Origin of the sequence: Streptomyces diastatochromogenes (genome assembly GCF_002242805.1) — a bacterium.
In the GTDB taxonomy this organism is placed as follows: domain Bacteria; phylum Actinomycetota; class Actinomycetes; order Streptomycetales; family Streptomycetaceae; genus Streptomyces; species Streptomyces diastatochromogenes.
Genome location: NZ_MCGQ01000093.1, coordinates 1 through 24,980, shown reverse-complemented (window position 1 = coordinate 24,980; position 24,980 = coordinate 1). Strand labels below are relative to the sequence as shown.

Here is a 24,980-nt window from a genome sequence, read left to right as displayed (position 1 = left end):
AGCCCGGAGGAGCTGGCCGAGGAGACCGGGCTCACCCAGGCGCAGATCGAGCTTGGGATGTCGTGGCAGAAACTGGACGCCCTGCGCTGGCACCAGCGATTCGGGAAGTATGACGGCCCGGAGTCCGCTGGGTGATCACAGAACGACTCCACCAACCGCAACCCCACCTTCATGACCTGGAACCTGCTGCATCTGGCCCGGGCGTTGAAGGATCTCCGGGGCATCCCCGCCTACGGCAACCAGCGCACCGCCTGGGACGCCGGCTGCCGCCGCGACTACTAGAACCCCGAACACCGGTAGGGACACCAGCGGCCGGGGCAGCCGCGCGCAGCTCGGAAGCAGCGTCCGTCTTCGCCGCCGAGCGTGGCACGGTGCTGCATCTTCAGCCCAGCGCCTCGAGAGCCGCCAGGATGTCGGCGGGTTCGGCTCGGGTGGTGTAGTCGGTATTGACGAAGGCCCATCGGATGGTGCCGGCGCGGTCGATGACGTAGGTGGCCGGCAGCGGCAGGGTGCGCGGGTGGCCGTCGTTGACGCGCTGGAGGTCGAAGCCGAGCCTGTCGTAGACGGCGGCGAGGTCGTCGGGGAGGTCGAAGGCGAGGCCGTACTGCTTGGCCGTGTCGGAGCCGATGTCGCTCAAGACGTCGAATGCCAAGCCGTGCTTCTCGGTGAGGGTGAGGGACTCGTCGGGAATCTGCGGGGAGACGGCGACCAGGCGTGCGCCGCGCGCGGTGATGTCGGCGTGGTGCTGCTGAAGGGCGCGCAGGGCGATGTTGCAGTACGGGCACCACGCACCGCGGTAGAAGGTCAGGACGACCGGGCCCAGCGCAAGCAGGTCGCCCAGGGCCACCGTCCGACCGGTCGCCGAAGGCAGTCGGAAGCGGGGCGCGGGATCGCCGACGCTGAGGGCGCGGTCGGCCTGCCCGGAGTCGGCGAGTTCCTGACCGGCTCGGCGCATGGTCTCCCGTATCTCGGCGGGGATCTGCTGCTGGCGGGCTTCGTAGAAGGCGCTCAGCTCGGCGTTGAGTGTGGTCACGGTGTCCGTTCCTTCCGGTCGACGTCCCGACTAACTTGGAATGACCGTTTCAAGATAGCGCCGGCGTGATCCCGGACCAAGGGATCCTGCAAGACTGGCCGGAGGGTGGGCGGGGGATATCTTGAAATTGTCGTTTCAAGATGGCGGGGTGGAACATGCCGGACGTCAAGCACTTCGATCCGGACGCGGTCCTGGAGACCGTGGTGCGGCTTTTCTGGCGCCAGGGCGTGGCCACGACCGGGATCCAGGACGTCGTGACCGCGACTGGCCTCAATCGCTCCAGCCTGTACGCCACCTTCGGCGGCAAGCAGGAGCTGTACCGCGCCGCGCTGCGCCGCTACACGGACCAGCGGTCCCGGCCCGCGTTCCGCTCTCTCGCCCAGGACCAGCGAGGGCTGCGGGCCGTCGCCGAGTTCTTCGACGGGCTCATCGAGGCGCGGTGCGCCGGCGAACACGCCCGCTGGGGGTGCCTGGTCGTCAACGCGCACGCCGGCGCCGAGAACGGCGACCCCGAGGTCCGCGCCCTCCTCGACCAGCACCACCAGGAACTGCGGGACGCCATGCTCGCGGCACTCGTCACGGCCGAGGCGCAAGGACAGCTCGCTGCTGGAACCGATCCGGGTGCTGCTGCCGAGTTGCTGGCACTGCTTGCGTACGGGGTGAACCTGCGCTCCCGCGCGGGCGCAGACGCAGGATCACTGCACATGACCGTGACCGCTGCCTTGCAGTCACTCAGTAGCCGGACGGTGGTGTGAACCGGTGTGACCGGGTGCCCGATGCCCTGACGGCTCTGGCACCGACTGACAGAGGGTTTCGCACGGCAGCGGAGTTCTCAATTGGGCGGCAGGCTTGCCGCGAAGGCGTGGCCCCCCGTCGATCCACTCGCCGAGCATCGCGTCCTCTGCGACGGCGGTGCCCGCGGCCACGACCCAGCCGCGGGTCGGGCGGCCGGTCATGTCGAAGATCCTCGTGCCTGGCCGAGCAAGAGCTTCCTCGGTTGCTTCGGGGCCGACCCGGACCATGAGGCCGTCGCCAATCACGCCGACGGCGATGCTGCCGCGGTGGAGGAAAGCGATGCCACCGAACATCCGCTTCTCGGTGATATCGGGGTCCGTGCCCAGCCGTTCCCGACGCACGCCTTGCACCTGCCGGTTGTATCGTGCTCGTACGTCAGCCGGCCCATTTCGACGGACGACTGGACGGGCCGGCCGTCGGTGCGACAACCCTGAGACGGGAGCCGAACGTGCGTGCGCGTGACCTGGCGGTGGAGTACGAGACGGTCGGCCTCGACAGCGACGCCCTGGACGCCGCACGGCTGATGGCCGAACACCGGCTGCCCGCGCTGCTGGTGGTCGATGAACAGGGCGCGCCGAAGGCGATCCTGCCCGCCTCCCAGATGATCAAGATCCTGGTACCGGCCTATGTGATCGAAGACCCCACTCTTGCGGCGGTGGTCGACGAACGCCACGCCGACCGGCTGTGTGAGGCTCTGGCGGGACGCAAGGTGCGCGAGTGCCTGTCGAAGACCGCGCCGCCACCCGTCGTCGCCGCGCCGGACGACACCGCGCTGGAGGTCGCCGCGCAGATGGCACAGGTACGCAGCCCGCTGGTCGCCGTCGTGGAGAAGAACAAGGCGGGCGGCCGCCTGCTCGGCGTGATCACCGCCTCCCATCTGCTGGAGCGGCTGCTCGCCGCCACCTCTCATGGCTCGGCGACGTCATGAGCCGCCCCTGTTCTCCGTACCGCGAATGTCCAGGAGCCGGGCCAGGCCCAGCTGGGTGAGCGCTGCGCGGGCCTGAGGACTGGCGCATGTCACCGTCACCCTGCTGTTGTGGCGACGTGCCGCGAACAAGGCGCGGAAGAAGGCGTCCGCGCCGTCGCTGGTAATGCAGGTCACCCGGCGGGCCGCCCTTCGCTTGCCGGAAACCGGCAACATCGCGCCGTCCGTAGCGCCTGCCAACAACCTGTTAAAGACACGTCAAAGGAAGGTAAGGTTCCCCGTGGTGTGCCGGGAAGTCTGGTCGGCGAGTTGAGGACAACTCTCTCTTCCGATCGGGGGCTCGGTCATGGTGTTGGTGGTGGTGTTCGGTGTTGCGCTGCTCGTGGCGGTGCTGCTGTCGGGCCTTGCGGCTCGGACCGTGCTGTCCACGTCCCTTCTCTTCCTGGCCGGTGGCGCGCTCGTCAGCGACGGTTTCCTCGGCCTGATCCACATCACGCCGGACAGCGAGATCGTCTCCGTGACGGCCGACCTCGCCCTCTTCGCCGTGCTCTTCACCGATGGCATGCACGTCTCGCTGCCGAATCTGCGCGCCAACTGGCGGAACCCGGCACGCGCTCTTGGCCTGGGCATGCCGCTCGCCTTCTTCTTCATGGCGCTGGTCACCCACTTCCTGGTGGGCCTGGACTGGACGACGTCGTTCCTGGTGGGTGCCGTGCTGGCGCCGACAGACCCGGTGTTCGCCTCGGCGATCGTCGGACGCGCCGAGGTCCCGGCCAAGCTGCGCCAGCTGCTGAATGTGGAGAGCGGTATCAACGACGGGCTCGCCCTCCCCGTCGTACTCGTCCTGATCGCCGCCGCGGGTCCGGCGGCCGGCAGCACCGAGGCGTCTCCTGGGAAGATCGCGGTCGAGCTGCTGCTCGGCCTGGCCTTCGGCGTCGTGCTGCCCCTGCTGGTGAACGGGCTGGTGCGCTTCCGCCTGCTGGGCGCGGAGCCCAAGCTCCAGCCGCTGCTGCCGCTGGCCACCGGGATCATCCTGTACGCCGCCTGCCACCTCACCCACGCCAACCCCTACCTGGCGGCGTTCTCGGCAGGCGCCGTCCTCGCGCACGTCTCACCGGAGGCGAAGGCGTCCTTCGAGCCGCTCGGCGAGGCGCTCGCGGAGCTGGCGAAGTTCGCTGCCCTGCTGGTTTTCGGTGCACTGCTGACGCCACGGCTGTTCGGCGACCTCTCGCTCGGCGGGTACGCGGTGGTGATCCTGGCGATCTTCCTGATCCGCCCGGCGTCGCTGCTGCTGTCGCTGCTGGGCACCCGTATCTCCCGGCGCGAGAAGCTGGTGGCGGCCTGGTTCGGCCCGAAGGGCTTCGCCTCGGTGGTGTACGGGCTGCTGGTGCTGCAGTCCGGCATCCCACAGGCCGAGGAGGCGTTCACGCTGATCGCGGTCTGTATCGCCTTCTCGATCGTCGCCCACAGCTCCACGGACGTGCCGATCGCCCGTGCCTTCGACGTCGACGGCCTCGCGGGCATTCCGGACGGGCGTGACGGCGAGGACAAGGACGCCCCCACACGTCCGGTACCGCAGACCCACGCAGCAACCGGAGGACCGTGAACGACTGGCACAGCTGGGCAGCGATCGTCGTCTTCGTCGGCGCGTACGCCCTGATCATCAGCGAGAAGATCCACCGCGTCGCCGTGGCCCTGGGCGGCGCGGGACTGATGCTGGCGATCGGGGCGACCGACGACGTCTCGGCGTTCTACTCCGAGGACTCCGGCATCGACTGGAACGTCATCTTCCTGCTCATGGGCATGATGATGATCGTCGGCGTGCTGAAGAAGACCGGCATGTTCGAGTACCTGGCGATCTGGGCGGTCAAGCGGGCTCGGGCGAAACCTTTCCGGGTCATGGCCATGCTCGTGGTCATCACGGCACTGGCCTCCGCGCTGCTGGACAACGTCACCACCGTGCTGCTGGTCGCCCCGGTCACGCTGCTGGTGTGCGAGCGTCTGGCGCTCCCCGCGGCACCGTTCCTCATCGCCGAGGTCATGGCCTCGAACATCGGGGGCACCGCGACCCTGGTCGGCGACCCGCCGAACATCATCATCGCCAGCCGCGCCGGACTCACCTTCAACGACTTCATCGTCCACCTCGCCCCGCTGGCCATGTTCCTGGTGGTCGTGCTTCTCGTCCTGTGCCGGGTCATGTTCCGCAAGTCCTTCGTCTATGACGAGGACCGAGCCGCGGAGATCATGGCGTTGGAGGAACGCGAGGCCATCAAGGATCCGCGTCTGATGGTGCAGGGGCTGGTCGTCCTGACCCTGGTCGTGGCCGGCTTCGTCCTGCACCCGGTGCTGCACTACGAACCCAGCATCGTCGCGCTGCTCGGCGCGGGGCTGCTCGTCGCGGCTACAGCGGTCGAAACGCACGAGGTCCTGGCCGAGGTGGAGTGGCCCACGCTCGCCTTCTTCGCCGGCCTGTTCATCATGATCGGCGGACTCATCGACACCGGGGTCGTCGGCGAGATCTCCCACTGGCTGGCGGATCTGATCGGCGGCAACGAACTGGGGGGCTCCCTCACCCTGCTCGGCGGCTCGGCGGTCCTGTCCGGGATCGTCGACAACATCCCGTACGTCGCCACCATGGCGCCCATCACCAGCGACCTGGTCCGCGACATGGGGGGCTCGAGCGACCACGTCATGTGGTGGGCCCTGGCCCTCGGCGCCGACCTCGGCGGAAACGCCACCGCCATCGGCGCCTCCGCGAACGTCGTCGTCCTCGGCATCGCCGAACGCAACCGCCAACCCATCAGCTTCTGGCAGTTCACCAAGTACGGCCTCGTCGTGACCGCCGTGACTGTGGCCCTCTCCCTCGCTTATGTGTGGCTGCGCTACTTCGCCTTTTCCTGAGCTGGTCGCGGATCGGCCTGGGGGTACAGGGGTAGCACCGGCACCTCCCGTCATCAACATGGGAGGAATACGGTGGAATCGTGCGTGAGATCGCAGAAGCCGCCCTCCGCTTCCCCACGGTCACGTTCACAGCAGTGCTCGTGCTGGTCATCGGGTTCTGGGCGCTGATTCTCCTGGACCCGTCGACACGGGACCGGGCTGTCCACCGCATGGATGCCGACCCGTCGCAGCCGTTCGGGACCCCTGTGATCGCTGCGGCATCCCTCGTCATCACCCTTGCCTGGATCCTGAGTCTCGGCGGCTCCTTGCTGCTGCGCCCGCACGAGACTCCGCAACCGTGGGGTACGGCATTGGCCGTTCTTCTCCTCGTCACCTCGCTCGCGCTGGCCACCTTGGCCACCCGACTCGCGACACGGACGTGGCGTCGCCTGCACCGCTGACACCACCGATGAACAACCCGGTACGCCGCCGTGAGGCGGCATTAAAGACGCGTATAAGACTGCCGGAAGTCGGCAATGAATCGGTGCGCTTCTCCGTGCCAGGATTCCGTCAAGCCGGAGATCAGCGACGGGTGAGAGGGGGCGGCACGTATGGCCTTGTCTCTCGGACTCGGCATCACGGGGGTCGTGCTGCTCGCCTTGTCGCTGGTCGTCCCGGTGAGTGTCACCGGGACGACCGGGAACCGGCAATGCGCGGCCCTGCCATCGCTCGGCACCCCCGACGGCGCCTCTCATGTCGTCTGCGGCGAAACCACGGCGAGCGGTACGGGGCGCGCATCGCCAGGTGGATGGTGGGAGGCACGCCGGCGGCCGATGCGTCGCCCCTGCCCAGCGACTCGCCGTGGGTTCACCCGGCCCACTGTCGCGTGGTCTTGCCTTCGGTCTCACGGCAACCGGAGGTCGATGTCGATGTCCAGGCGTAGGAAGGGGATGGCCCGGCCCACTTCCTGGAAACCGGCGTCGGTGCCATCCGCCGGAATACCCATGAACGCGCACAGGCGTAGCGCGGCCCGAGGGTGCCGTCGGCCATAGCGCTCCATGATCTCGGCAAAGTTCGTCACCGCCGTCCTGGCCGAGATCGGAGAGGACCATGAGGTCGTCTTCCTCAACTACGGCCACCCCGCCCCGATGATGGTGCGTCGCGACGGCACCGCAGACTTCCCGCAGCCGACCGCCTACGCCCTTCCTCTGGGGCTGAGCGCCCATGGACTCGAAGGCCCGAAGCCCTATCGGGTGTCCTTCGCGCCCGGCGAGCAGCTGCTGCTGCTGTACACCGACGGCGTCAGCGAGGCACGATGCGGGTGGTTCCTTCTATCCCCTTGGCGACCGGGCGGACCTGCTCAAGGAGCCCGACGCGGACCGTGCCCTCCAGGGACTGCGCGAGGACCTGGTGCGGCATGCGGCCGGGCCGCTCCACGACGACGCCGCGATGCTGCTGCTCCGCTACCACGGTCACGTGAAAGGAAAATCTGTTCCCATCGAGTGAGATGGCAACAGTCCCGGCACGGTAGAAAGGAAGCATGCCGGAGCGCGAGATCCCCGCGGGGACCATGGACGACGTTGATGCGGTCACCCGGGCGGTCCTGACCGCGTCCCGGCTGCTGGTGGCGGTCTCCGCCCGTTCCCTCGCCGAGGTCGAGGAGCGCGTGACCCTCCCGCAGTTCCGGATGCTGGTCGTGCTGTCCACCCGGGGCGCCACCAAGCTGGTGTCGCTCGCCGAGCTGCTCCAGGTGGCGCCGTCGACGGCCATGCGCATGGTCGACCGGCTCATCGCGGCCGGCCTCGCCGACCGGCAGACCAACCCCGACAACCGGCGCGAGACCCTGCTGCAACTCACCGAGGAAGGCCGGCGCACCGTCGAGGACGTCACGGCCCGGCGCCGCGCCGAGATCGCCGAGATCGTCTCACGGCTCGGCCCGACGCAGCGGCTCGCGCTCATCGAGGCCCTCAACGCCTTCAACAAGGCGGGCGGAGAGCCCCTGGCTCCCGCTCTGGACGACCCGGAACCGCACCCGCTGGGCTGGGTCGTGGACGGTGCGCTGGCGCACGACGCCTGACTCCCTTCCCGGCCGGCGGTACCGCTTTCCCGAAGGCCCTTTTCTGAGCCCTGCAGATTTTGCATAATGCAAGGGAATGGGGGACCGACGCCTCGCTGCCGGACTTCGGCAACGCGCGGCACGTGATCGCGTCCGGTCGGGGGGCAGGCCGGCCGTCCCGCGTCGGGGGCAGCATGAGCGGTCGCTGACGGATGGAAAGGATGCGGGGGTGAGACCTGTGCGCCGAAGGCGTCGGCCCTCGCCCTCTGCTGAGCCCCACCTGATGGCGCATCTGCGCACCGGGGTGTGGGGGCCCGCGGAGTTCGTAGGGCTGCCGCCCTCGTTCCTGATCGTGGAGGGGCTTCTCGTGGGGACCCTCGGTGCCGTGGCGATCGTCGGTACGGCAGTCTTCGGCGCCTGGACGGGGAGGCCCTCGCTCGCCGACGGCGAGGCGGGCCTGGTGTGCGCGGCAGCCCTCGCCCTGTATCTGGTCTCCGTGGGTGCCGGGCGCGCCCTGGTCGGTATCGCCGCGGTACTCGGCACGTGCCTCGCACTCCAGGCTCCGCAGGCGGCCGCCGGCGTGGTGCTGGCCGAGCAGGGGCGGGTGCAGTCCGTGGTGGTGACGTCGGTCGAGGACGGCCGGGCGACGGACAGCGGACACGGCCGCTACCTCTGCTCGGTCGCGGACGCCGACGGCGTCGCGCTCAAGGTCCGCATCTGGCGAGGGTGCGGGCAGACGACCCAGCCAGGAGACGCGCTCGCCGTCGTCTACGACCCCAAGGGGCGTGTGCCCCCGCGAGGCGTGGAGCCGGGAGTCGGCGTGCCGGGTCCGCTGCGCGACCTGGCCCTGTGGGGCGCCGCCCTGGTGGCCGGGAGCCTGGTCGCCGTGGTCCGCTCCTATCGGCTCTCCGCCCCCTCCGAGGCTCCGGACCCTCCTGGAGGCGGTGTCGCCCGCACCTGATCAGCCGACCGCTGGGGTGGGCTTGGGCGACGCGGTGTTGATGTTCAGGTCGGGGCGGGGCGTGAGGGCGACCATCGGCGCACCGGGCTGCGGCGGGGGCGGGGTGAGCTGCTCCTTGGGGAGCTTCGGCGGGGTGGTCTGCTGGAAGTTGACCTGGTCGAAGTTCACCACACCGGTCTTCTCCAGCACGGTGATGTGGTCCAGGACGGTGTCGTTGGCCAGGTCGGCGAGCGAGCGTACGAGGGTGTTCTGGGTGCTGGCGCGGATCTTGGCGATCGTCGGGAAGATCTGCCCGTGGGTCACACGCATGATGTTGGCGGCCGTGCTGTCGAACTGCCTGCCGGACTGAGCCGCCGAGGTCGCGACGAACTGCTGCTGTTGAGGGGTGGCCTGGTTGGGCAGGGCGATGTTCAGCTGGGGCGCGATCTTGCGGCACAGCTCGTCCAGCCCCGCGTGACCGACGATCAGGTGCTTGCCGGCCTCTCGCATCTCCGGCGTCGAGCCCCTCTTCAGCGCCAGCTCGCCGAGGGGGTACTCCCAGAGACCTGCGGAGCGCACCTTCACGACGAAGTCGCGGTCGGCCTCGGTGAGCGGCCCCCACTGGGTGTTCGCGATGATGCGGGCCGGATCGCTGGATGTGTTCTGTACCCCGAGCATGGCGGGGTACACGAGAGCGGCCATGGTCGCTCCGAGCGCGCCGACCACGACGACGGTTCCGATCGTGTTGCGGGACAGGGGCATGGAGCCTCCAGACGCGAGCGGCTTGTACGCCAAGGGGTACGTGCATACCGCCGCGATCAATCATTGCTCTGAGCAAAAATTGCACTCCGATACGTGTCATGCGTCACACCGCTGAGTCATCCTGCTGTCGGGGTGACGGCGGGCGCAGGCGTGGCCGTGTTCGTCGGCACCCCGGCAGGGGGTATGAGGGCGACCACGGGTTCGCCTGGCAGCGGTGCCGGAGGGGTGACCTGAGCGGCCGGAAGCTTCGGCGGAGTCGTCTCCTGGAAGTTGACCTGGTCGAAGTCGACCAGGTCGGTGTTCTCCAGCACCGTGATGTGGTCGAGTACGACGTCGTTGGCCTGGTTGGCCAGCTGGCGGACCAGGGTGTTCTTGGTGGTGGCGCGGATTTTGGCGATGGCCGGAAAGATCTGGCCGTGGGTCACGCGCAGGATGTTGGCCAGGTCGGAGTCGAACTGCCTGCCGGAGTCCGACTTCAGGGTTGCCACGAATCCCTGCTGCTGCGGCGTGGGCTGGTTGGGCAGGGTGATGCCGAGTTGCGGAGCGATCCGACGGCAGGTGGCGTCGAGCGCGGCATGCCCGATGACCAGGTGCTGGCCTGCGGTGTGTACAGCCTTGGACGTGCCCTTCTGCAGGGCCATCTCCCCGGAGGGGAATTCCCACAGCCCGGCGGAACGGACCTTCACGACGAAGTCCCGGTCGGCCTCGGTGAGCGGCCCGTAGGGGGTGTCGGCGATCACGCGCGACGGATCGCCGGAGGTGTACTGCATCCCGAGCATGCCCGGGTAGGCGAGAGCCGCGAGCGTCGCGCTCAGCGCTCCGCCGACGAAGACGGTTCCGATGATGCCGCGCGAGAAGCGCATGGTGCCCCCTGGTGCAGACGGTGGATGTCAGGGGGTACGGCACCGCCACAGAAAGAACACCTTTGCCATGGGTAAAGATTGCATGATGCCATATAGCGACGACCCGTTCGCCGGCGGATCGTTTTGTGATGACGTCAGGACTCCGCCCAGGGCGCATGTGTGGCGATCAGGCCGAACAGGAAGACCATGCTGCCTGTACAGCTGTTGCTCCAGACGATCCCGGCAGTCACGTTGTAGGCGGCCGTCACCGACGACGGTGAAACGATGAACCACATGCCGAGCGGCACCATGGTCCAGGACAGCTGCCGCATCCGCTCCGGCGCGAGGTGCAGTCCGAAGCCCAGCACCGCGACGCCGAGCCCCAGGATCAGGTTGGTGGCCGTGAGGTTCGGGTTGGTCCTGGAGAAGTGGACCGCCCAGGGCGAGATCGCCGCGTAGATACCGGCCAGCAGGGCGAGCGTCCCAGCGGCCGCTACCCGCCTGTTCGTTGCTGTCTGCTCGCGGAGGGCTCGCGTCCTGGTCGGGTCGGGAGGATGCCTGGGCGGCCCCGTCGACTGAAGTTGGTACGACATGACGGCCACTCGCCTTCCTCTCGCGACACGACCTTTTCATCATGCAAGGTTATGTCCCATTTGTATATATCCGCTCCCTGGATTTCCGCCGTCGCGCGACTGCGGATGACCGCCGCCGAGGTGCTGCCGCAGCGGGGGCGGGTGCATTCCGTGGTGGCACGGCCTGGCTCAGGGTGCTGTGTGCACAGAGCGGAGTGCGCTCTGGTGGCTGAGCCAGCCGACCAGCTTGCCTTGGTTGGTGTCGAGGACGGGTAGGCCGGTTCCGGCGGCCGACAGCAGCGCGTGCAGGGCTTGCGCGAGCGGCTGGTCGGTCGTGACCGGAGCGGGTGGCTCGGCGAGCTGTCCGACGGTCGAAGGTGTCACGTCGGGCTGTTCCGCGAGGGCCTCGGCCACCGCCTGGGCGGTGACGACGCCGAGGTACTTCCCTGCGTCGTCGACTACTGGGAGAGCTCCGTGGCCGGAGAGGCCGAGCAGGTCGGCGGCGTCCGTCAGAGCCGTGGTCGCGGGCAGAGGCGAGGGCAACGCTTCCATGACGGCGCCGACGTGCTGGGCGCCGATCCTTGCCCCCGGTGCCGGGCCGTCGAGGTCGATGCCGCGGCGGCGCAGTTTGAGGGTGTAGATGGTGTCGCGGGAGAGCAGGCGACTGGTGGCGGTGGCCAGCACGATGGCCAGCATCAGCGGCAGGATGATCGAGTATTCGCCGGTGAGTTCGAAGAGGATCACCACCGCGGTGATCGGTGCCCGAGCCGCCCCGGCGAACACCGCGCCCATGCCGACGAGCGCGTACGCCCCCACCGCTCCGGCCGAACCGGGCAGCAGATGCTGGACGCCTGTGCCGTACGCCGAGCCGAGCATCGCGCCGATGAACAGGCTGGGTGCGAAGACGCCGCCCGAGCCGCCGATGCCGATGGTCAGGCTGGTCGCCAGCATCTTGCCCGCCAGCAGCAGGAGCAGGAAGCCGACCGCGTACCCGCCCTCGGCCGCCTTCTCCAGGACCGGGTAGCCGACGCCGTACATCTCCGGCAGTGCCAGCAGCACCAGGCCCAGCGCCAGCCCGCCGACCGCCGGGCGCAGCCACTCCGGGCCGCGCCAGAGCCAGTCGCAGGCGTCCTCGATCAGGTACAGGAAGCGCGCGAAGCCCATCCCGACAGCGGCCGCGACCACGCCGAGCAGGGCGAAGAGGCCGTACTGGGCGAGGTGGGCGACATGGAAGTCGGGCAGGTTCAGGAAGGCCGTGTCACCGAAGGCGGCCCGTCCGATGACGCTCGCGGTGACACTGGCCAGCACCGTCGCGCCGAACGCCTCCGCCGAAAAGGTCCCCAGGATCAGCTCCATGGCGAAGAAGACACCGGCCAACGGGGCGTTGAAAGTGGCAGCGATGCCACCTGCCGCGCCGCACGCGACCAGCAGCTTCACCCGACTCTCGCTCACCTTCGTCACCCGGCCGAGCGTGGAGCCGAGCGCCGAGCCGATCTGCACGATCGGGCCCTCGCGGCCCACCGAGCCACCCGAGCCGATGGTCAGGGCGGAGGCGAGGGTCTTGACGACGGCGACCTTGGGGCTGATCCGGCCGCCGCGCTGGGCGACCGCGAGCATCACCTCGGGTACGCCGTGTCCTCGGGCCTCTTTGGCGAAGCGGTTCACCAGCGGTCCGTACAGCAGACCGCCGATCACCGGAGCGAGCAGCACAAAGTACGGACCGAGCCACGACGCATGCGGATTGCCGGCACCCGGAGATGCCGCATAGTCGGCGTGACCGGAGAAGAGGTGCGTGAAGCTCTTGATGCACCAACGGAAGACGATCGACCCTGCTCCGGCCCCGGCCCCCACCACGACAGCGAGTCCCATCAGGCCCCACGGGGCGGTCCGGACAGCCGAGAGGGCTGGTTTGGGCATGAACCCGCCCGTCGCCGTGTCGGCCACTCGCTTCCCGTCGGTTGCCGCCGGTATGGCACTCATCGCATCCCCTTCCACACCTTTGCATTATGCAAAACGAGTCAAGGGGGTGCGTCTCGGAGTGAGGGGCAAGCTGTGAGACGACGTCTTCAGCGGCAGCTTCACACGTGGGCCGACGTTGCGTCCGCCGTGCCGCCCACCAGCCGTTCGCGACGATGACGACTGGCCCCTCCCCGGGCGTCAGTCCACTTCGGCGCGCGCCTCGACGTCCTCGATGTCGGCAGGACGTCCGGCCCGGGTCCAGCGTGCATAGAGGCCCGCCGCGATGAGCAGGGTCGCGGCCAGGGACAGCATCGGCCAGCCGCGCAGCAGGTTCACCGCGAGGGTGAAGGCGACGGCCGCTGCGGCAAGGCCGTTGACCCAAGCCAGGGCGATCTTCCTTTCCCGCCGGGCGAAGCGGGCCATGGCGACAAGGCCGACCAGGAAACTGACGAAGACGGCGACCGCGTAGAACAGGACCAGTTCCTGCTCCTGACCCGCTGCCGCAACGATGATCACAGCGGCGGCGGCCAGGTAGACCACCACCGACCAGTACGGGGTGTGGTGCCGGTTGGCCCGGCCGAGCACCGGCGGCAGCACACCCGGCCGGTCGGCCGTCCCCGCCAGCGCCTTCAGCAGTCCGGGCCCCGCCTGGAACGAGGAGCTGGCCGCGGCGAGCAGCAGGAGCGAGCTGGTCAGCTGGAACGCTCCGTACAGCCACCCCGGGCCGGCGGCGGCGTGCGCGATGTCGGCGATCTGAGTGGAGTCGACGCCGGGAATGCCGATGTGCAGGCGTACGGCGAGTGCGGTGAGGGCCAGGGTGAGGCCGCCGACGATGACCAGCAGGAGCGCGAGCGTGCCGCGGCCGAAGCGGCGGCGGTGGGTGTCGTCGAGCTGGCCGAGCTGCGCGATCGCGGTCGACGGCGCCTCGACTCCGGTGGCCAGCGCCATGGCGACCGGGAAGGCCAGAACGACGGCGAGGACGGCCGACCGGCCCGGGTCGGCTGTGGCGGCCGCGTGGCCGGTGGCATGGGGTGCGGTGAAGCCGAGCACGAGGACGGCGACCGAGATGAGGACGAAGGCCACGGTCATGACAGCGAACAGCAGCCGGCCGCCGTGCCCGAACCAGGTCAGTCCCGCCACTACCAGGAGCAGCAGGAGTGCAAGCGGGATGCGGAGCGGGGCCAGGCCCGGGAAGAGGGCGATGACCGCGCTCGCCGCAGCCGCGATCGAGATGCCGATGGTCAGGACGAAGTCGACCACCAGTGCGCCGATGGGCAGGAACGTCCAGCGCGGACCGAAGGCCCGTCCTGCGGCGGCGGCAGCGCCCCCGCCCTTGGGGAACCGCCGTACGAGCTGCCAGTAGTTCGCCGTGACGATCACGACGAGGCCGATGACCAGGCTCATCGTCGGCAACAGCAGTGCCAGGTCGCCGTGCAGTGCACGCAGGGCAGCCTCGATCGCGTACGCCACCGAGGAGACCGGATCCGCGATCACCGCGAAGGCGAACGCGAAGAAGAGAACCGAACGGCGCGGGCCGCGCACGACAGGAGGCGCGGCTACGGACGTGGTGGCTGCCGACTTCAAGGGGGTCACGCGAAGACCTTCCGGTACGTCCTGACGGACGGATTGGATGAGGACGCTTCGCCGACCAGGCTTCCCGGCACACCGATGTCAAAGCTACGTCAAAGGTCCGTCAGCGGGGTGTTAGAGACGCGTCAAGATTCCTGCTGCCCAGCTCCGCGAAGGATGGGGACGCCTCCGCCCGCCGAACGGAGCCCCTCTTGACTCCAAGCTTTGCATAGTGCAAAAAATGTGGGAGTGGTGCCTGATGGCCCCGCCCTGATCAGCCTGTGGAGCGCGAGGAAGGCGGTGCGCACCGATGAGGGTCGTCATCTGCGGGGCCGGGATCGCGGGGCTGGCCCTGGCCGGCCGTCTGCACAACCTGCTCGGCTGGGAGGTCGTAGTCCTTGAGAAGGCTTCACGGCCGCGGACCGAGGGGTACATGATCGATTTCTTCGGCCCGGGCTACGACGCAGCCGAGGCCATGGGCGTGCTGCCCTGGCTGGAAGAACTCAGCTACCCGGTGTCCGAGGCGGCATTCCTGGACGAGCACGGGAACTGCCGTGCCAGACTCGGGTACGGCCCCTTCGCCCGCGCCATGAAGGGACGCCTGCTGACCGTCATGCGGCCCGACCTCGAACTCGCCCTGCGCGAACGGCTGTCCCTCGCCGTCGGTCTGCGCTTCGGCACGGGTCCGGCCCATGTCGCCCTCCGCGCGGATGGCGTGCGCGTCACCCTCACCGATGGTGACAGCATCGACGCCGACCTTCTCGTCGGCGCCGACGGCGTCCACTCCACGGTGCGCACCCTGACCTTCGGCGAACAGGCGAGTCACCTGCGCCACCTCGGCTATCACACCGCCGCATTCACCTTCGACGACCCCGGGATGCACGCGGAACTCGGCGATCGGTTCTGCCTCACCGACACCGCTGAGCGGCAGATGGGCATGTATGCCCTGCGTGACGGCAAGGTCGCCGTTTTCGCCGTGCACCGCGTCACCGATCCGGAACTTCCCTCGGACACACAGGCCGCTCTGCGCGGCGAGTACGGCTCACTCGGCTGGCTGGTCCCCCGAGCCCTGGCCAAGTGCCCACCGTCCCCACAGGTCTACTACGACCAGGTCGCACAGGTGGACATGCCGAGTTGGAGCCGCGGCAGGGTCGTGCTGGTCGGCGATGCCTGCCAGGCCGTGTCTCTGCTCGCCGGACAGGGCGCCTCGCTCGCGATCGGCGGCGCCTACGTCCTGGCCGACCAACTCGCCCGCGCCTCCCGCATCGAAGATGCGCTGCATGGCTACGAGCGGCTATGGCGGCCCGTCATCACGCACAGGCAGCGCGTCGCCCGCCGGGCCGCCCGCTGGTTCGTTCCCGGATCGCTGCGGGACCTGCGGGTCCGCCACGTCGCCCTAAGGCTCTCCGATCTGCCTGGTGCACGTCGGCTCGTCGGACTCTCACTCGCCGGGAGGCAGCGCCCGCCCTTGCGGCAAATCGCCTCGGTCCCGGCCTGGGTGAGCACGGACCACAGACCCGGCACCATCCACAACGACGCGACTCCGCGCATGCCATGAGGGCTTCGGTGCGCCGACAGCCCCGCAGTCCGGAAAGGTTCACATGTCATCCAGCCCCCGTCCCGGGCCGAGCGACATCACCGCTCAGCTGCGCCGAGCCGTGGAAACCGGCGACTGGCAGTCACTCGCCGAGGTCATACACCCGAATGTGCTGTGGGGCGCGCCCGAAGGAGGCGGTACCGGCTGCCGAGGCCGCTCCGCCGTCCTCAGCCGCTGCGCGGCTCTGCACGCCGAGGGGCCGCGCGTGACGGTCGATGAAATCTTCACCTTTCCAGCGGCCGTCGTCCTCGGCCTGCACCCTCAGAGAGCCCTGCCGACCCCTGGCCCGAACACTGCGGTGTACCAGGTCTACGACATCACCGGCGGCCTGATCACCCGCATCGCCGGTTACGCCGACCGCTCAGCGGCACTCGATGCGGCATACACCGGAGCTGCCACCACTGGCCTCTGAACCACTGGCCCTCACCGGCATGCCGTACGAGACAACCACGATCGACCTCGATCCAGGCAGCGCCCTCTCGCCTCCTCGTCGCCCGGCTCGCCGAGCGCTGAGGCTGCCGCCACGTGCCAGAACCACAAGACGATCTCGTCCGAGCAACCCGTCGAGTGCCCACGGGCCGGATGTGTGGGTCAGTCGAGCGAGATCGCTCCGTCCGGCAGCCACCCGTCCCAGTAGCCGTCCATGAAGTCGAGCAGCTGTACCGGGTCAGGCGTTACCTCCGCCGACCGAAGCTCTGCAGTTGTCCACCATCGCCCGCACAGGCCGAGGGCAGTCCGTACGTTCGCCGGCCAGCCTCCTACGGCTGGCCGCACCACGACGAGGTACTGAACGCCGGTCGACGCGTCACGGGGAAGCCGGCCGATGAGGGGCGAGATACGGAGCGCGCTGGGAAGACGTGCGACGTGACGCAGGTAGCGGCTCGCCGCACGGCGACAAGTGTCACCACGCCGTATGGCAACCGTCGGCACAGTCCACAGGACTTCCCGCGCGACCGGACGCGGCAGGAGCAGCAGTCTGCGGTGGGGCGAATCGATGAGGACGGGGCGCACGACATCGCGGCCCGCCGGCTCGGCATCTCGCATGCTCCAAGATTTCCTTGATGCTATTCGAATAGCACATCGATACGCCACAGGAGTGACAGCAAGGACACGCCACCGCAGTGTGTTCACGACGGTCACTCGGATCGGTGGTCTGCGACGTCCCGGGGATTCGTCAGCCACGGGCTGCCCAAGGATCTGCCGCATGGGAGCAGCCAAGAAGGATGCAGACAGTCGACGTCTGCCGGAACCGCTGCAGACGCAACCAGCGTTGCCGCCAGAGGAGGGAGAGTCGCTCGCCAGCTGGGTCCGTGCGGTGGCCGAGCAGCGAGGAACGGAGCTGAAGGCTCTCCTGCGTGAATTTCGGGTACGCGAGCTCGGCACCCTTTCCATGGCGGAGATCCGCCTGTCCGACCCGGTTGCCCGGAGGATCGCAAAGCTCACCGGAATCGATGTGCCAGTCCTGCACGGCATGACGCTGGCCCGATACGCCAGCAACGCGCTTCCGCACCTCCCACTGAACCCGTGGATGGACAGTGCTGCCCTGGGCCAGTGGTACAGGGGGGCGTGGTTCCACGGCTCAGAGGCTCGTTGGTGCCCGCGGTGTCTGAGGCAGAACGAACAGTGCTGGCCGTTGCGCTGGAAGCTGCCTTGGTCCTTCGCGTGCGTCAAGCACGGCGTGTTCATGGTCAGCGAGTGCCAGGCCTGTCAGTCACCTGTCCACTTCGGCCAGGACGGGGTGCCACCCAGAAGATGCGACAGCAGGGTCGAGGACCGCCTGTATCGCTATGGCGTCGATGAACGCTGCAGCTACCCCCTGGCCATGTGCCGCCCGGTACCCGTCAGCGACGAGGCTGTCCTTGCCCTGCAGTCACGCATCGACAACTGGCTCGAAGGAACGCCGACGCAGGACGACCGACAACTCGTCTCTCTGGCCGCCGTCCTTGTCCCGCTCCTGTCGCCGTCGATGCTCCGGCGCGGAGATCCTGTCCTTCTGTACGCGCTGCGAGGCGCCCGCGCTCTACGGCCACGCAGGGAGAGAGGGCTGTGGGCCGACCCGCTGCGGGTCGCCGCGGCTGCGTGCGCAGCGGAGCACATGCTCAGTCGGACGTCCTCCCGGGACTGGATCGCAGAACGGATCGCCGACCTACGGATCGTCGACCACCGCCACACACCGTGGCGGATGGACGTGATGGAGTGTGCGTACGGACCGGCGCTGCGGCCGAATCCGTACATCCACGACTTGGTGCGTCTTCAGGTGATCATCCCCGACGGCTGTTGGTAGCACCCCGCGCCCAGGTCCCCAGGGGCAGTGGAGACCCAGGCCTGGTCCCACGAAAGCCTCCGACTCCTGAGACAGGGTTACCTGGTTTCCTTCACCGTTTATTCACGGAAAGGACTACACCCCTGAAAGGTAATTCATAGAGACAGTGACTGCCCCTTGTTTTGATGCATGCCCCATGACAGGTATCACCGATGAATGAGGGGCCCGACATCAGGGACTAGAGCACGGGCACTCGCCATGACAGGCCTGGCATCCGAACTGGATACCCTCGCCCTTGCCTCGAACATGCAGCGGTCAGGGTAATTGTTCACGTCGCTACTTCGAGTGAAGAAGCCCTTGCGAGAGAGGTAAGTTATGCCCTCTCATAGGTAGGGTTCTGCGGTGATTGAAAACCTTCCGTGGGAACAAGTCGCCGGTAATCCGGAGAAGTACATCCAGCTCCTGGAGGAGAGGGAGGAGGAACTGCAGCGCGACACGTACAAGGTGCGCATGGAGCTGCGTCTGGTACGGCAGCTCAAGAAGCAGATGGACATCGCCGAGGAGTGGCGTGAGTCCGGCATCCCGGAGCCACGCCGACCCGAACCCGGTTACGAGAGCCCTGCACAACAGGCCGCGGAAGGAGGAAAGCCACCCCGCAAGGACCGCATCCTCCACTTGATGAGCCAGGACCCACAGAGGCTGTGGAAGGCGCTGGAGATGGCAGACGCCCTCAACGAGAGCGAGAAGGGGAAGAGCGTGCGCGTGGCGATGGACGAGCTGCACCGATCCGGAAAGATCGCAAAACTGCCGAATGCCTTCTACCAGTACGCGCAGCAGAAACAACTCTGACTGAAGTCAGCGAGAAGGCCGCCACCGAGGAGTAGAGGCCAAGGTGGCGGCCAGTGGCGACGAACCCCACCGAAAACCTTCCAAAGCGCCGGATCAGTTCGTCACGTCGCATTTTACGGACGGCACAGTGCCGCCGGTAGCACTGGGCGAAATCTGGTCCTGCCCTTCGCTCGAAGGGATGACCGCTTCGTGTTCGGCTTCGAACAACCCTTCCTCACCTACTTCATGCGAACCGCTGGAGCCGCTTTACAGCCCCCGTCACACCTCTCGGCCAGGCCACAGGTCCGCCTCCAGCGCCTTCTCCAGGTTGGCGATGGTCAGCAAATCGGGCCACGCTTCCCCGTTGAGGGCCTTGCTGATCGTGTAGCGCGCGACGCCGCTGTTCCGCGAGAGCTCCGCGACGGTCCAGCCCTTGCGGTCGATGGCCGCCCTCAGCTTGAGAGCAAGCGCCTGGGCGACACGCGCGCCGTGATGCTCCTCCATGACGGCCTCAGGCCACGCACCGCTGACGCAGTACGCGCGCGGCGGCAGGCTTCGGGCATCTCCTTGGGGCATGAGGTGAAGTCTGACCCATCCGGTCCTCCCCGGTCGCGCGCGGCCGCTGCCACGGATACATGTTATTCGAATAGCACACCGCCTGCCGGGGTGTTGGTGTGGCGGCATGTGATGAGTCAGCGCATTGATTCCTACCGCCCGGCCGGCTCCCCCGCGGGGTGGAGCCGCGTCGGCGATGAAGTACGCCGTGTGGTCCGCATCGCCGACCCGCAGCTGCCGCACAAGGCACGGGAGTTGATGACCGCACTCACCCAGCTGGCTCTGTTCTGCGACAGCGAGGGACTGCCCGGTACCGCCGAGGTGTGGCTCTCCCGAGAGGTGATCGAACGCTTCATCGCAGTGGGATGCCCCAACGTGGGCGAGAGCACCCGGGGCAACTACCGGAGCCGCCTCCTGCGGCTGCGCGAAGTCGTCCTGGGCGGCGACTGCCGGACCGGTAGGCCCGCCAAGCTGTCGGCCTCCGCCGCGAACAGCCCCTACAGCCGGACCGAACTCGCGGACCTGTGGGGCTGGGCCGGTGGACAGCCCACCGAGGAGCTGCGCTGGGGCTGCAAGACCCTCATGGCGCTCGGGCTCGGCGTCGGCCTCGACTCCCCGGAGGTCATCCCCCTGCGCCTCCACGACGTACGCAGAACCGCGAACGGAAGCGGTCCAGTCGTCGTGTGCACCCGTGGGCCCAGGAAACGGGAAATCCTGTGCCGTCGCCGCTGGGAGGGCGTCCTGGCATCCGCCGCCGATCGACTCGAGACGACCGGCGCCGCCCAGTATCTGTTCCGCCAGAACTGCCACAGCCGCGGCACCAACACCGTCACGAACTTCCTCGCCCGCACCCAGCCGAGCCCCAACGCCCCGCGCCTGGTCATGGGCCGCCTGAGGTCCACCTGGCTGGTCGAGCTCTTCGAAGAGCGGCTGCCCATCACGGCCATCGTGGCGGCCGCAGGCGTCGACACACTTCACGGCCTCTCCCGCATCCTGCCGTTCCTGAGCGCCGTCCCGGCCGAGGAAGCAGCCCAACTGCTGCGAGGCGTCTGATGACGGCGTTCCGCGGGCGGCCCAGCGAGCGCCACGAGCGCCTGCTGGCCATGCGCGCGCAGCGCAGACTTATCGCCGATGCCGACGTCCAAGCGGCGATCGAGGAGGTGGACACAAGCGGACTCGTAGCCCTGCTCGAGCAGTTCGTGTCCACCTGCCCCGCGGCCGGCGCCGCTCCCTGCACCTCAGAAGCCTCCTGACCGGCCTCCACCTGTGCACCCAGGACACCGGCGGCAAGATCGTCCTGGAACGGGTCGCCGACATCCTGTACTTCCGCGTCAGCCCGCGGCTGCGCACGTTGCTGGGCATCGGCGAATACGAAGACGACGACAGGGGGTTCGAGGCGGCCTACGCCGTCGTCCGCCGGCTCTTCCACGCGATGAAGGACGCGATGAATCCCTCACCGCTGCCGCCCAACGGGCACCTCTCCCGCGCGGCGGCCCAGGACCTCTCAGCAGCAGCGGACGCCGACGAACTCGCCGAACGGGAAAGGCGGCTGGCCCTGTTCACCGAGTTCCTGCTCGACGCCTCCGTACGGTCACTCCACGGCCTGCTGAGCGAACTGGCGGAGGTGTCCTTGGGCATTGACGCCACACCGGTCCGCACGTTCTCCCGTGGCCGCCGTACACACGGGCCGGAGCTGGCCACAGACCCGGACGCCGGCTGGTACGTACGCGAAGGCGACCACCGGGACCCCGACGCGCCCGTCGCCGACTCCATGCGCCCCGCCCCAGCACCCACCAAGAAGGGCAAGGCAAAGACCCCGATCCGCGAGAAGAAGCCCTCGCTCAAGAAGAAGTACCTCTTCGGCTACGACGCCCATCTCATCGTGACCCGAGACGCCGAACACGACGCCGTACTCCTCGACGACGGCACGCCGAACCCCGATGTCCTCCCCGCCCTCGTCCTCGGCGCGGCTCTCGACAAGCCCGGCCATCGCCCGGCGTACAACGGCCTGAAGATCCTCAACAGACTCCGCGAGCGTGGATACAAACCCGGATTCCTGGCCGGCGACCGCGCCTACAACAACTCCGACCCCGACGAATGGCAGCTCCCTGTCCGGGCCATGGGCTACAAGCAGGTGGGCGAGGGCGGGGTCGGTGAGGTCGCGGCGGCACTCAGCCAGGCGTCGCTCGCGGATCCAGCCGGAGACGGTGTGGCCCTGCTCGGCGAGGAGCTTGTACAGATAGCGGCGCGAGATGTGGTGAGCGGCGGCGATCTGGTCGGGGCCGAGCCCGGGGTCGGCGAGCCGCTGCTCCATGTAGGCGAAGATGCGCCGGCGCAGTACTTCCCGTCCGTCGTCGTCCAGACCGGGCACGCTGCCGTGCTGGACGAGCAGGGCGCCGACCAGATCGACCGTGCTGTTCGCCAGCCGGTGCGCGCCCAGGTGCTCCAGGTCGCGCACCTGGTCGGCGAGGCCGTGCAGCAGGGGCCGGACCACCGGGCCGAGCCCCTCGTCGCACGCGATGGAGGTCGCGTTCACCCGCGCCAGATCCTGTTCTGTCATCCGCAGCAGGGCACGGGGGAACATCAGCACGAGCATGCGGTACGGCAGATCGAAGTCGAGGGTGTACGGGCGGCGCGTGTCGTACACGGCCAGCTCGCCGGGGCCCAGCACGGTCTGCCGGTCCGCCTGGGCCAGCCGGCAGTGGCCGGCCAGCTGCAGGCTCACCTTGACGAAGTCGGGCTGGTCGGCGGCGATGTGCCGCGGGGTGTGCGCGACACCGTGCGGGTCGGCGGCCACGACCGACACCTGCAGCGCACCGATGTGGGAGGTGTGCAGGCTCGCGTGGAAGTCGGCCGTCCTGCCCGGCAGGGCCTCCAGGGGGACGAAGCTCCGGCGTACGGTCTCCCGCCAGCCCTCGAAGCGTCCGGCCGACGTGTCGTCCCGCGGTGTCGTCACCGAAGGCATGGTGCTCTCCTCTGGGAATCGGGGCCCCGGCCTGTCCCCGGTGCACCGGGGCCCCGGATCGACTCTCAGCCGAGTCCGTCCGCACCGACCTGAACGGCCGACTCGTCCAGCAGGGCGTCGGAGACGGGCTGTGGCCGCCCGTCCAGGTCGAGGACCGGCGTGGCCTCCTTGTACCAGGACTCGATGACCGCGTTGCCCCAGAAGTCGCGGCGGCGGTCGTCCTTCACGTTCCAGCGGTACGTCTCGTGGTCCGGGTCACCGGTGTAGTAGTCGGAGGTGTAGATCTCCACCCGGTGGCCGTCGGGGTCGCGCAGGTAGAGGTAGAAGGCGTTGGACACGCCGTGCCGGCCGGGACCGCGCTCGATGTGGTGCTCCTTGTGCAGCGCGCCGAATATGTCCGCCGCGCGCAGCACCTGGTGCGACTCGTGGGTGGCCACACCGAGGTGGTGCAGGCGCGGCCCGGCGCCGCCGGTGAAGGCCACGTCGTGGACGGTCTGCTTGCGGTACATCCAGGCCGCGTACAGCTCGTGCTCGTCGCCCTCGATGGTCTCCGAGCAGCCGAACCCGAGCGACTTGTAGTGGGCGTAGGCGGCCGGGATGTCCGGGGTGCAGATGTTGAAGTGGTCCAGGCGGGCGATCTCGGCGCCGTGCCGGATGTCGTAGCGCTGGATCAGGCGCTCGGCGCGCTCGATCTCGTGGAAGAACTCCACCGGGAAGCCCAGCGGGTCGATCACGCGGACGGCGTCGCCGACTCCGTGCGTGCCCTCGCCCTTCCTCAACCGCTTGACCGGGCGGCCGAGTCGGCGGAAGAACTTCTCCGCCTTGTCGACGTCCTCGGGGGTGCGGACGCGGTAGGAGATGTGGTCCAGGGCCGCGACCTCGCCCTTGCGCAGGACGAGGGAGTGGTGCGTCAGCTCGTCCGTGCCCCGCAGGTAGAGGGAGCCGGAGTCCTCGTACTGGACGTAGAAGCCGAGCATGTCGACCCAGAACCAGCGGGCGGCGCCGAGGTCGGTGACGGCGAGCTGGGCGTAGGCGGACCGGATGACATCGGGAGCGTCGGGGTGCGGGTGCGTGGTCATCGCGTGGCTCCGAAGCGGGGGGTGTGGACGTCACCGAGGGCGACGTGGACGATCTTCGACTCGGTGTAGAAGTCGATGCTGTGCGCGCCGCCCTCGCGGCCGACACCGGAGGCCTTGACGCCGCCGAAGGGGGTGCGCAGATCGCGGACGTTGTGGGAGTTGATCCAGACCATGCCGGACTCGACGGCGTGGGCGATGCGGTGGCCGCGCTTGAGGTTCGAGGTCCAGATGTAGGCGGCCAGGCCGAACGGGGTGGCGTTGGCCAGCTCGATCGCCTCGGCCTCGTCGTCGAAGGGTGCGACGGCGACGACCGGCCCGAAGATCTCCTCCTGGAAGATACGGGCGTCCCGCTGGACGTCGGCGAAGACGGTCGGCTGGAGGTAGTTGCCGTCGGTCAGATGCGCGGGCCGCTCGCCGCCCGCGACCAGCCGGGCCTCCTTCTTGCCGATCTCCACGTAGGTGAGCACGCGCTCGTAGTGCTCGGGATGGACCAGCGCGCCGACCTCGGTGGCCGGGTCGGAGGGCGGGCCGACACGGACGTGGGCGGCCCGCTCGGCCAGGCGACGGGTGAACTCCTCGTACAGCGGACGTTCGACGAGAACGCGTGAACCCGCCGTGCAGCGCTCGCCGTTGAGGGAGAACACCCCGAACACGACCGAGTCCAGGGCGGCTTCGAGATCGGCGTCCGCGAAGACGACGACCGGTGACTTGCCGCCCAGCTCCATGGAGGTGGTCTTCAGATGCTGGGCGGAGGAGCGGATGATGTGGCGGCCGGTGTCGGTGGAGCCGGTGAAGGAGATCAGCGGGACGCCCGGGTGGTCGACGAGGGCCTGGCCGGCCTCCTCGCCGATGCCGTGCACGATGTTCACCACGCCTGCGGGGACTCCGGCCTCGGCGAAGATCTCCGGCCACAGGGACGCGGAGAGCGGAGTCCATTCGGCGGGCTTGAGGACCAGCGTGCACCCGGAGGCGAGCGCGGGGGCCAGCTTCCAGCTCTCCAGCATGAACGGCGTGTTCCAGGGGGTGATCAGCCCGGCGACGCCGACCGGCTGGCGCACGACGTACGAGAACTGCTCCTCGCCCTGCCGGAACGCCTCCTCCCCGAGGGCGACGATGACGTCCGCGAAGTAGCGGAAGTTCTCCGCCGCACGCCGGGCCTGGCCCTTGGCCTGGGTGATCGGGAGCCCGGAGTCGTACGACTCGAAGGCGGCGAGCCGGTCGTGGCGGGCCTCGACGGCGTCGGCGATGCGGTAAAGGACTTTCGCACGGGCCCGGTTGGAGAGCCCGGCCCACCCGGGGAAGGCAGTGCGGGCCGCGGCGACCGCCCGGTCGACGTCGGCCGCGGAACCACGTGCGGCCT

At 68.7% G+C, this 24,980-nt stretch carries 26 protein-coding genes and 2 pseudogenes; 15 read left to right on the top strand and 13 right to left on the bottom strand.

What is annotated here, in order from left to right; all coding sequences use genetic code 11:
* Positions 1–138: 138 nt before the first annotated feature.
* Positions 139–282, top strand: a pseudogene (locus BEK98_RS45780) (flavodoxin family protein); the annotation flags it as partial.
* 100 nt (positions 283–382) lie between these two features.
* On the opposite strand, the gene BEK98_RS45775 reads toward BEK98_RS45780, so the two are convergent.
* Complete coding sequence (locus BEK98_RS45775; protein ID WP_094222743.1) at positions 383–1,033, bottom strand: peroxiredoxin-like family protein; 651 nt, start codon at positions 1,031–1,033, stop codon at positions 383–385.
* Between the two features lie 155 nt (positions 1,034–1,188).
* Between BEK98_RS45775 and BEK98_RS45770 the strand changes: the two genes are divergently transcribed.
* Positions 1,189–1,788 carry a TetR/AcrR family transcriptional regulator gene (locus BEK98_RS45770; protein WP_094222742.1) on the top strand — a complete coding sequence of 200 codons (600 nt, stop codon included), beginning with the start codon at positions 1,189–1,191 and terminating at the stop codon, positions 1,786–1,788.
* On the opposite strand, the gene BEK98_RS50610 is transcribed toward BEK98_RS45770, so the two are convergent.
* On the bottom strand, positions 1,762–2,178 hold the full coding sequence (locus BEK98_RS50610) for a TfoX/Sxy family protein (RefSeq protein ID WP_244202284.1): 417 nt from the start codon (positions 2,176–2,178) through the stop codon (positions 1,762–1,764). The genes BEK98_RS45770 and BEK98_RS50610 overlap by 27 nt on opposite strands.
* Before the next feature lie 98 nt (positions 2,179–2,276).
* Here BEK98_RS50610 and BEK98_RS45760 point away from each other — a divergent pair, with 98 nt between their 5' ends.
* The 4 genes from BEK98_RS45760 (at position 2,277) to BEK98_RS45740 (ending at position 6,094) form a co-directional block, all read left to right on the top strand.
* Positions 2,277–2,756, top strand: a complete 480-nt coding sequence (locus BEK98_RS45760; protein ID WP_094222741.1) for a CBS domain-containing protein — start codon at positions 2,277–2,279, stop codon at positions 2,754–2,756.
* Positions 2,757–3,099: 343 nt separating this feature from the next.
* Positions 3,100–4,359 (top strand): cation:proton antiporter, encoded by a 1,260-nt coding sequence (locus BEK98_RS45750; RefSeq protein WP_094222739.1) that lies wholly within the window; start codon positions 3,100–3,102, stop codon positions 4,357–4,359.
* Positions 4,356–5,654, top strand: a complete 1,299-nt coding sequence (locus tag BEK98_RS45745; protein ID WP_094222738.1) for an ArsB/NhaD family transporter — start codon at positions 4,356–4,358, stop codon at positions 5,652–5,654. Before BEK98_RS45750 ends, BEK98_RS45745 begins: the two co-directional genes overlap by 4 nt.
* Before the next feature lie 80 nt (positions 5,655–5,734).
* Positions 5,735–6,094, top strand: coding sequence for a hypothetical protein (locus BEK98_RS45740; protein WP_094222737.1), 360 nt, complete (start codon positions 5,735–5,737; stop codon positions 6,092–6,094).
* A gap of 443 nt (positions 6,095–6,537) precedes the next feature.
* On the opposite strand, the gene BEK98_RS51510 is transcribed toward BEK98_RS45740, so the two are convergent.
* A complete protein-coding gene (locus tag BEK98_RS51510) occupies positions 6,538–6,714 on the bottom strand; it encodes a hypothetical protein (protein WP_208643423.1) in 177 nt (58 codons plus the stop codon).
* Here BEK98_RS51510 and BEK98_RS45730 point away from each other — a divergent pair.
* The 3 genes and pseudogenes from BEK98_RS45730 to BEK98_RS45720 all read left to right on the top strand — a co-directional run.
* A pseudogene (locus BEK98_RS45730) lies at positions 6,701–7,139 on the top strand (PP2C family protein-serine/threonine phosphatase); the annotation flags it as partial. The gene BEK98_RS51510 and the pseudogene BEK98_RS45730 overlap by 14 nt on opposite strands.
* A gap of 34 nt (positions 7,140–7,173) precedes the next feature.
* Entirely contained in the window at positions 7,174–7,710 is a 537-nt protein-coding gene (locus BEK98_RS45725; protein ID WP_094222736.1) for a MarR family winged helix-turn-helix transcriptional regulator, read from the top strand.
* A 262-nt stretch (positions 7,711–7,972) separates the two neighbouring features.
* Entirely contained in the window at positions 7,973–8,650 is a 678-nt protein-coding gene (locus tag BEK98_RS45720; protein ID WP_094222735.1) for a hypothetical protein, read from the top strand.
* Here BEK98_RS45720 and BEK98_RS45715 read toward each other — a convergent pair whose 3' ends face one another.
* The 5 genes from BEK98_RS45715 to BEK98_RS45695 all read right to left on the bottom strand — a co-directional run bounded on the left by BEK98_RS45715 (position 8,651) and on the right by BEK98_RS45695 (position 14,357).
* A complete protein-coding gene (locus tag BEK98_RS45715) occupies positions 8,651–9,391 on the bottom strand; it encodes a DUF4142 domain-containing protein (RefSeq protein WP_167444444.1) in 741 nt (246 codons plus the stop codon).
* 116 nt (positions 9,392–9,507) lie between these two features.
* A complete protein-coding gene (locus BEK98_RS45710) occupies positions 9,508–10,254 on the bottom strand; it encodes a DUF4142 domain-containing protein (RefSeq protein ID WP_094222734.1) in 747 nt (248 codons plus the stop codon).
* Between the two features lie 134 nt (positions 10,255–10,388).
* On the bottom strand, positions 10,389–10,826 hold the full coding sequence (locus BEK98_RS45705) for an SPW repeat protein (RefSeq protein WP_143684263.1): 438 nt from the start codon (positions 10,824–10,826) through the stop codon (positions 10,389–10,391).
* Between the two features lie 168 nt (positions 10,827–10,994).
* Complete coding sequence (locus BEK98_RS45700) at positions 10,995–12,674, bottom strand: chloride channel protein (RefSeq protein ID WP_208643424.1); 1,680 nt, start codon at positions 12,672–12,674, stop codon at positions 10,995–10,997.
* Between the two features lie 288 nt (positions 12,675–12,962).
* Positions 12,963–14,357, bottom strand: a complete 1,395-nt coding sequence (locus BEK98_RS45695; RefSeq protein WP_244202283.1) for an APC family permease — start codon at positions 14,355–14,357, stop codon at positions 12,963–12,965.
* Positions 14,358–14,643: 286 nt separating this feature from the next.
* Here BEK98_RS45695 and BEK98_RS45690 point away from each other — a divergent pair, with 286 nt between their 5' ends.
* Positions 14,644–15,891, top strand: coding sequence for an FAD-dependent monooxygenase (locus BEK98_RS45690; protein ID WP_094222731.1), 1,248 nt, complete (start codon positions 14,644–14,646; stop codon positions 15,889–15,891).
* Positions 15,892–15,934: 43 nt separating this feature from the next.
* The gene (locus BEK98_RS45685; RefSeq protein ID WP_094222730.1) at positions 15,935–16,342 is read left to right on the top strand and encodes a nuclear transport factor 2 family protein; all 408 of its coding nucleotides are present in this window, start codon (positions 15,935–15,937) and stop codon (positions 16,340–16,342) included.
* A gap of 179 nt (positions 16,343–16,521) precedes the next feature.
* Here BEK98_RS45685 and BEK98_RS45680 read toward each other — a convergent pair whose 3' ends face one another.
* Positions 16,522–16,974 carry a hypothetical protein gene (locus BEK98_RS45680; protein WP_094222745.1) on the bottom strand — a complete coding sequence of 151 codons (453 nt, stop codon included), beginning with the start codon at positions 16,972–16,974 and terminating at the stop codon, positions 16,522–16,524.
* 160 nt (positions 16,975–17,134) lie between these two features.
* Here BEK98_RS45680 and BEK98_RS45675 point away from each other — a divergent pair, with 160 nt between their 5' ends.
* On the top strand, positions 17,135–18,214 hold the full coding sequence (locus BEK98_RS45675) for a TniQ family protein (RefSeq protein ID WP_167444443.1): 1,080 nt from the start codon (positions 17,135–17,137) through the stop codon (positions 18,212–18,214).
* Between the two features lie 381 nt (positions 18,215–18,595).
* Positions 18,596–19,042: a hypothetical protein gene (locus BEK98_RS45670; RefSeq protein WP_094222728.1), complete on the top strand. Its 447-nt coding sequence runs from the start codon at positions 18,596–18,598 to the stop codon at positions 19,040–19,042.
* A 258-nt stretch (positions 19,043–19,300) separates the two neighbouring features.
* Here BEK98_RS45670 and BEK98_RS45665 read toward each other — a convergent pair whose 3' ends face one another.
* Positions 19,301–19,597: a helix-turn-helix domain-containing protein gene (locus BEK98_RS45665; RefSeq protein ID WP_244202282.1), complete on the bottom strand. Its 297-nt coding sequence runs from the start codon at positions 19,595–19,597 to the stop codon at positions 19,301–19,303.
* Positions 19,598–19,708: 111 nt separating this feature from the next.
* Between BEK98_RS45665 and BEK98_RS45660 the strand changes: the two genes are divergently transcribed.
* On the top strand, positions 19,709–20,629 hold the full coding sequence (locus BEK98_RS45660; RefSeq protein ID WP_094222744.1) for a hypothetical protein: 921 nt from the start codon (positions 19,709–19,711) through the stop codon (positions 20,627–20,629).
* Positions 20,629–20,829 carry a hypothetical protein gene (locus tag BEK98_RS50605; RefSeq protein WP_244202281.1) on the top strand — a complete coding sequence of 67 codons (201 nt, stop codon included), beginning with the start codon at positions 20,629–20,631 and terminating at the stop codon, positions 20,827–20,829. Before BEK98_RS45660 ends, BEK98_RS50605 begins: the two co-directional genes overlap by 1 nt.
* A 338-nt stretch (positions 20,830–21,167) precedes the next feature.
* Here the strand turns inward: BEK98_RS50605 and BEK98_RS50600 are convergent, their stop codons facing one another.
* The 3 genes from BEK98_RS50600 to hpaE form a co-directional block, all read right to left on the bottom strand.
* Positions 21,168–22,541: an AraC-like ligand-binding domain-containing protein gene (locus tag BEK98_RS50600; RefSeq protein WP_244202280.1), complete on the bottom strand. Its 1,374-nt coding sequence runs from the start codon at positions 22,539–22,541 to the stop codon at positions 21,168–21,170.
* Positions 22,542–22,606: 65 nt separating this feature from the next.
* Positions 22,607–23,620, bottom strand: coding sequence for a 3,4-dihydroxyphenylacetate 2,3-dioxygenase (gene hpaD, locus BEK98_RS45645; protein ID WP_094222726.1), 1,014 nt, complete (start codon positions 23,618–23,620; stop codon positions 22,607–22,609).
* On the bottom strand, positions 23,617–24,980 hold a 1,364-nt coding region (gene hpaE, locus BEK98_RS45640; RefSeq protein ID WP_094222725.1), incomplete at its 5' end, for a 5-carboxymethyl-2-hydroxymuconate semialdehyde dehydrogenase. The genes hpaD and hpaE, both read right to left, overlap by 4 nt.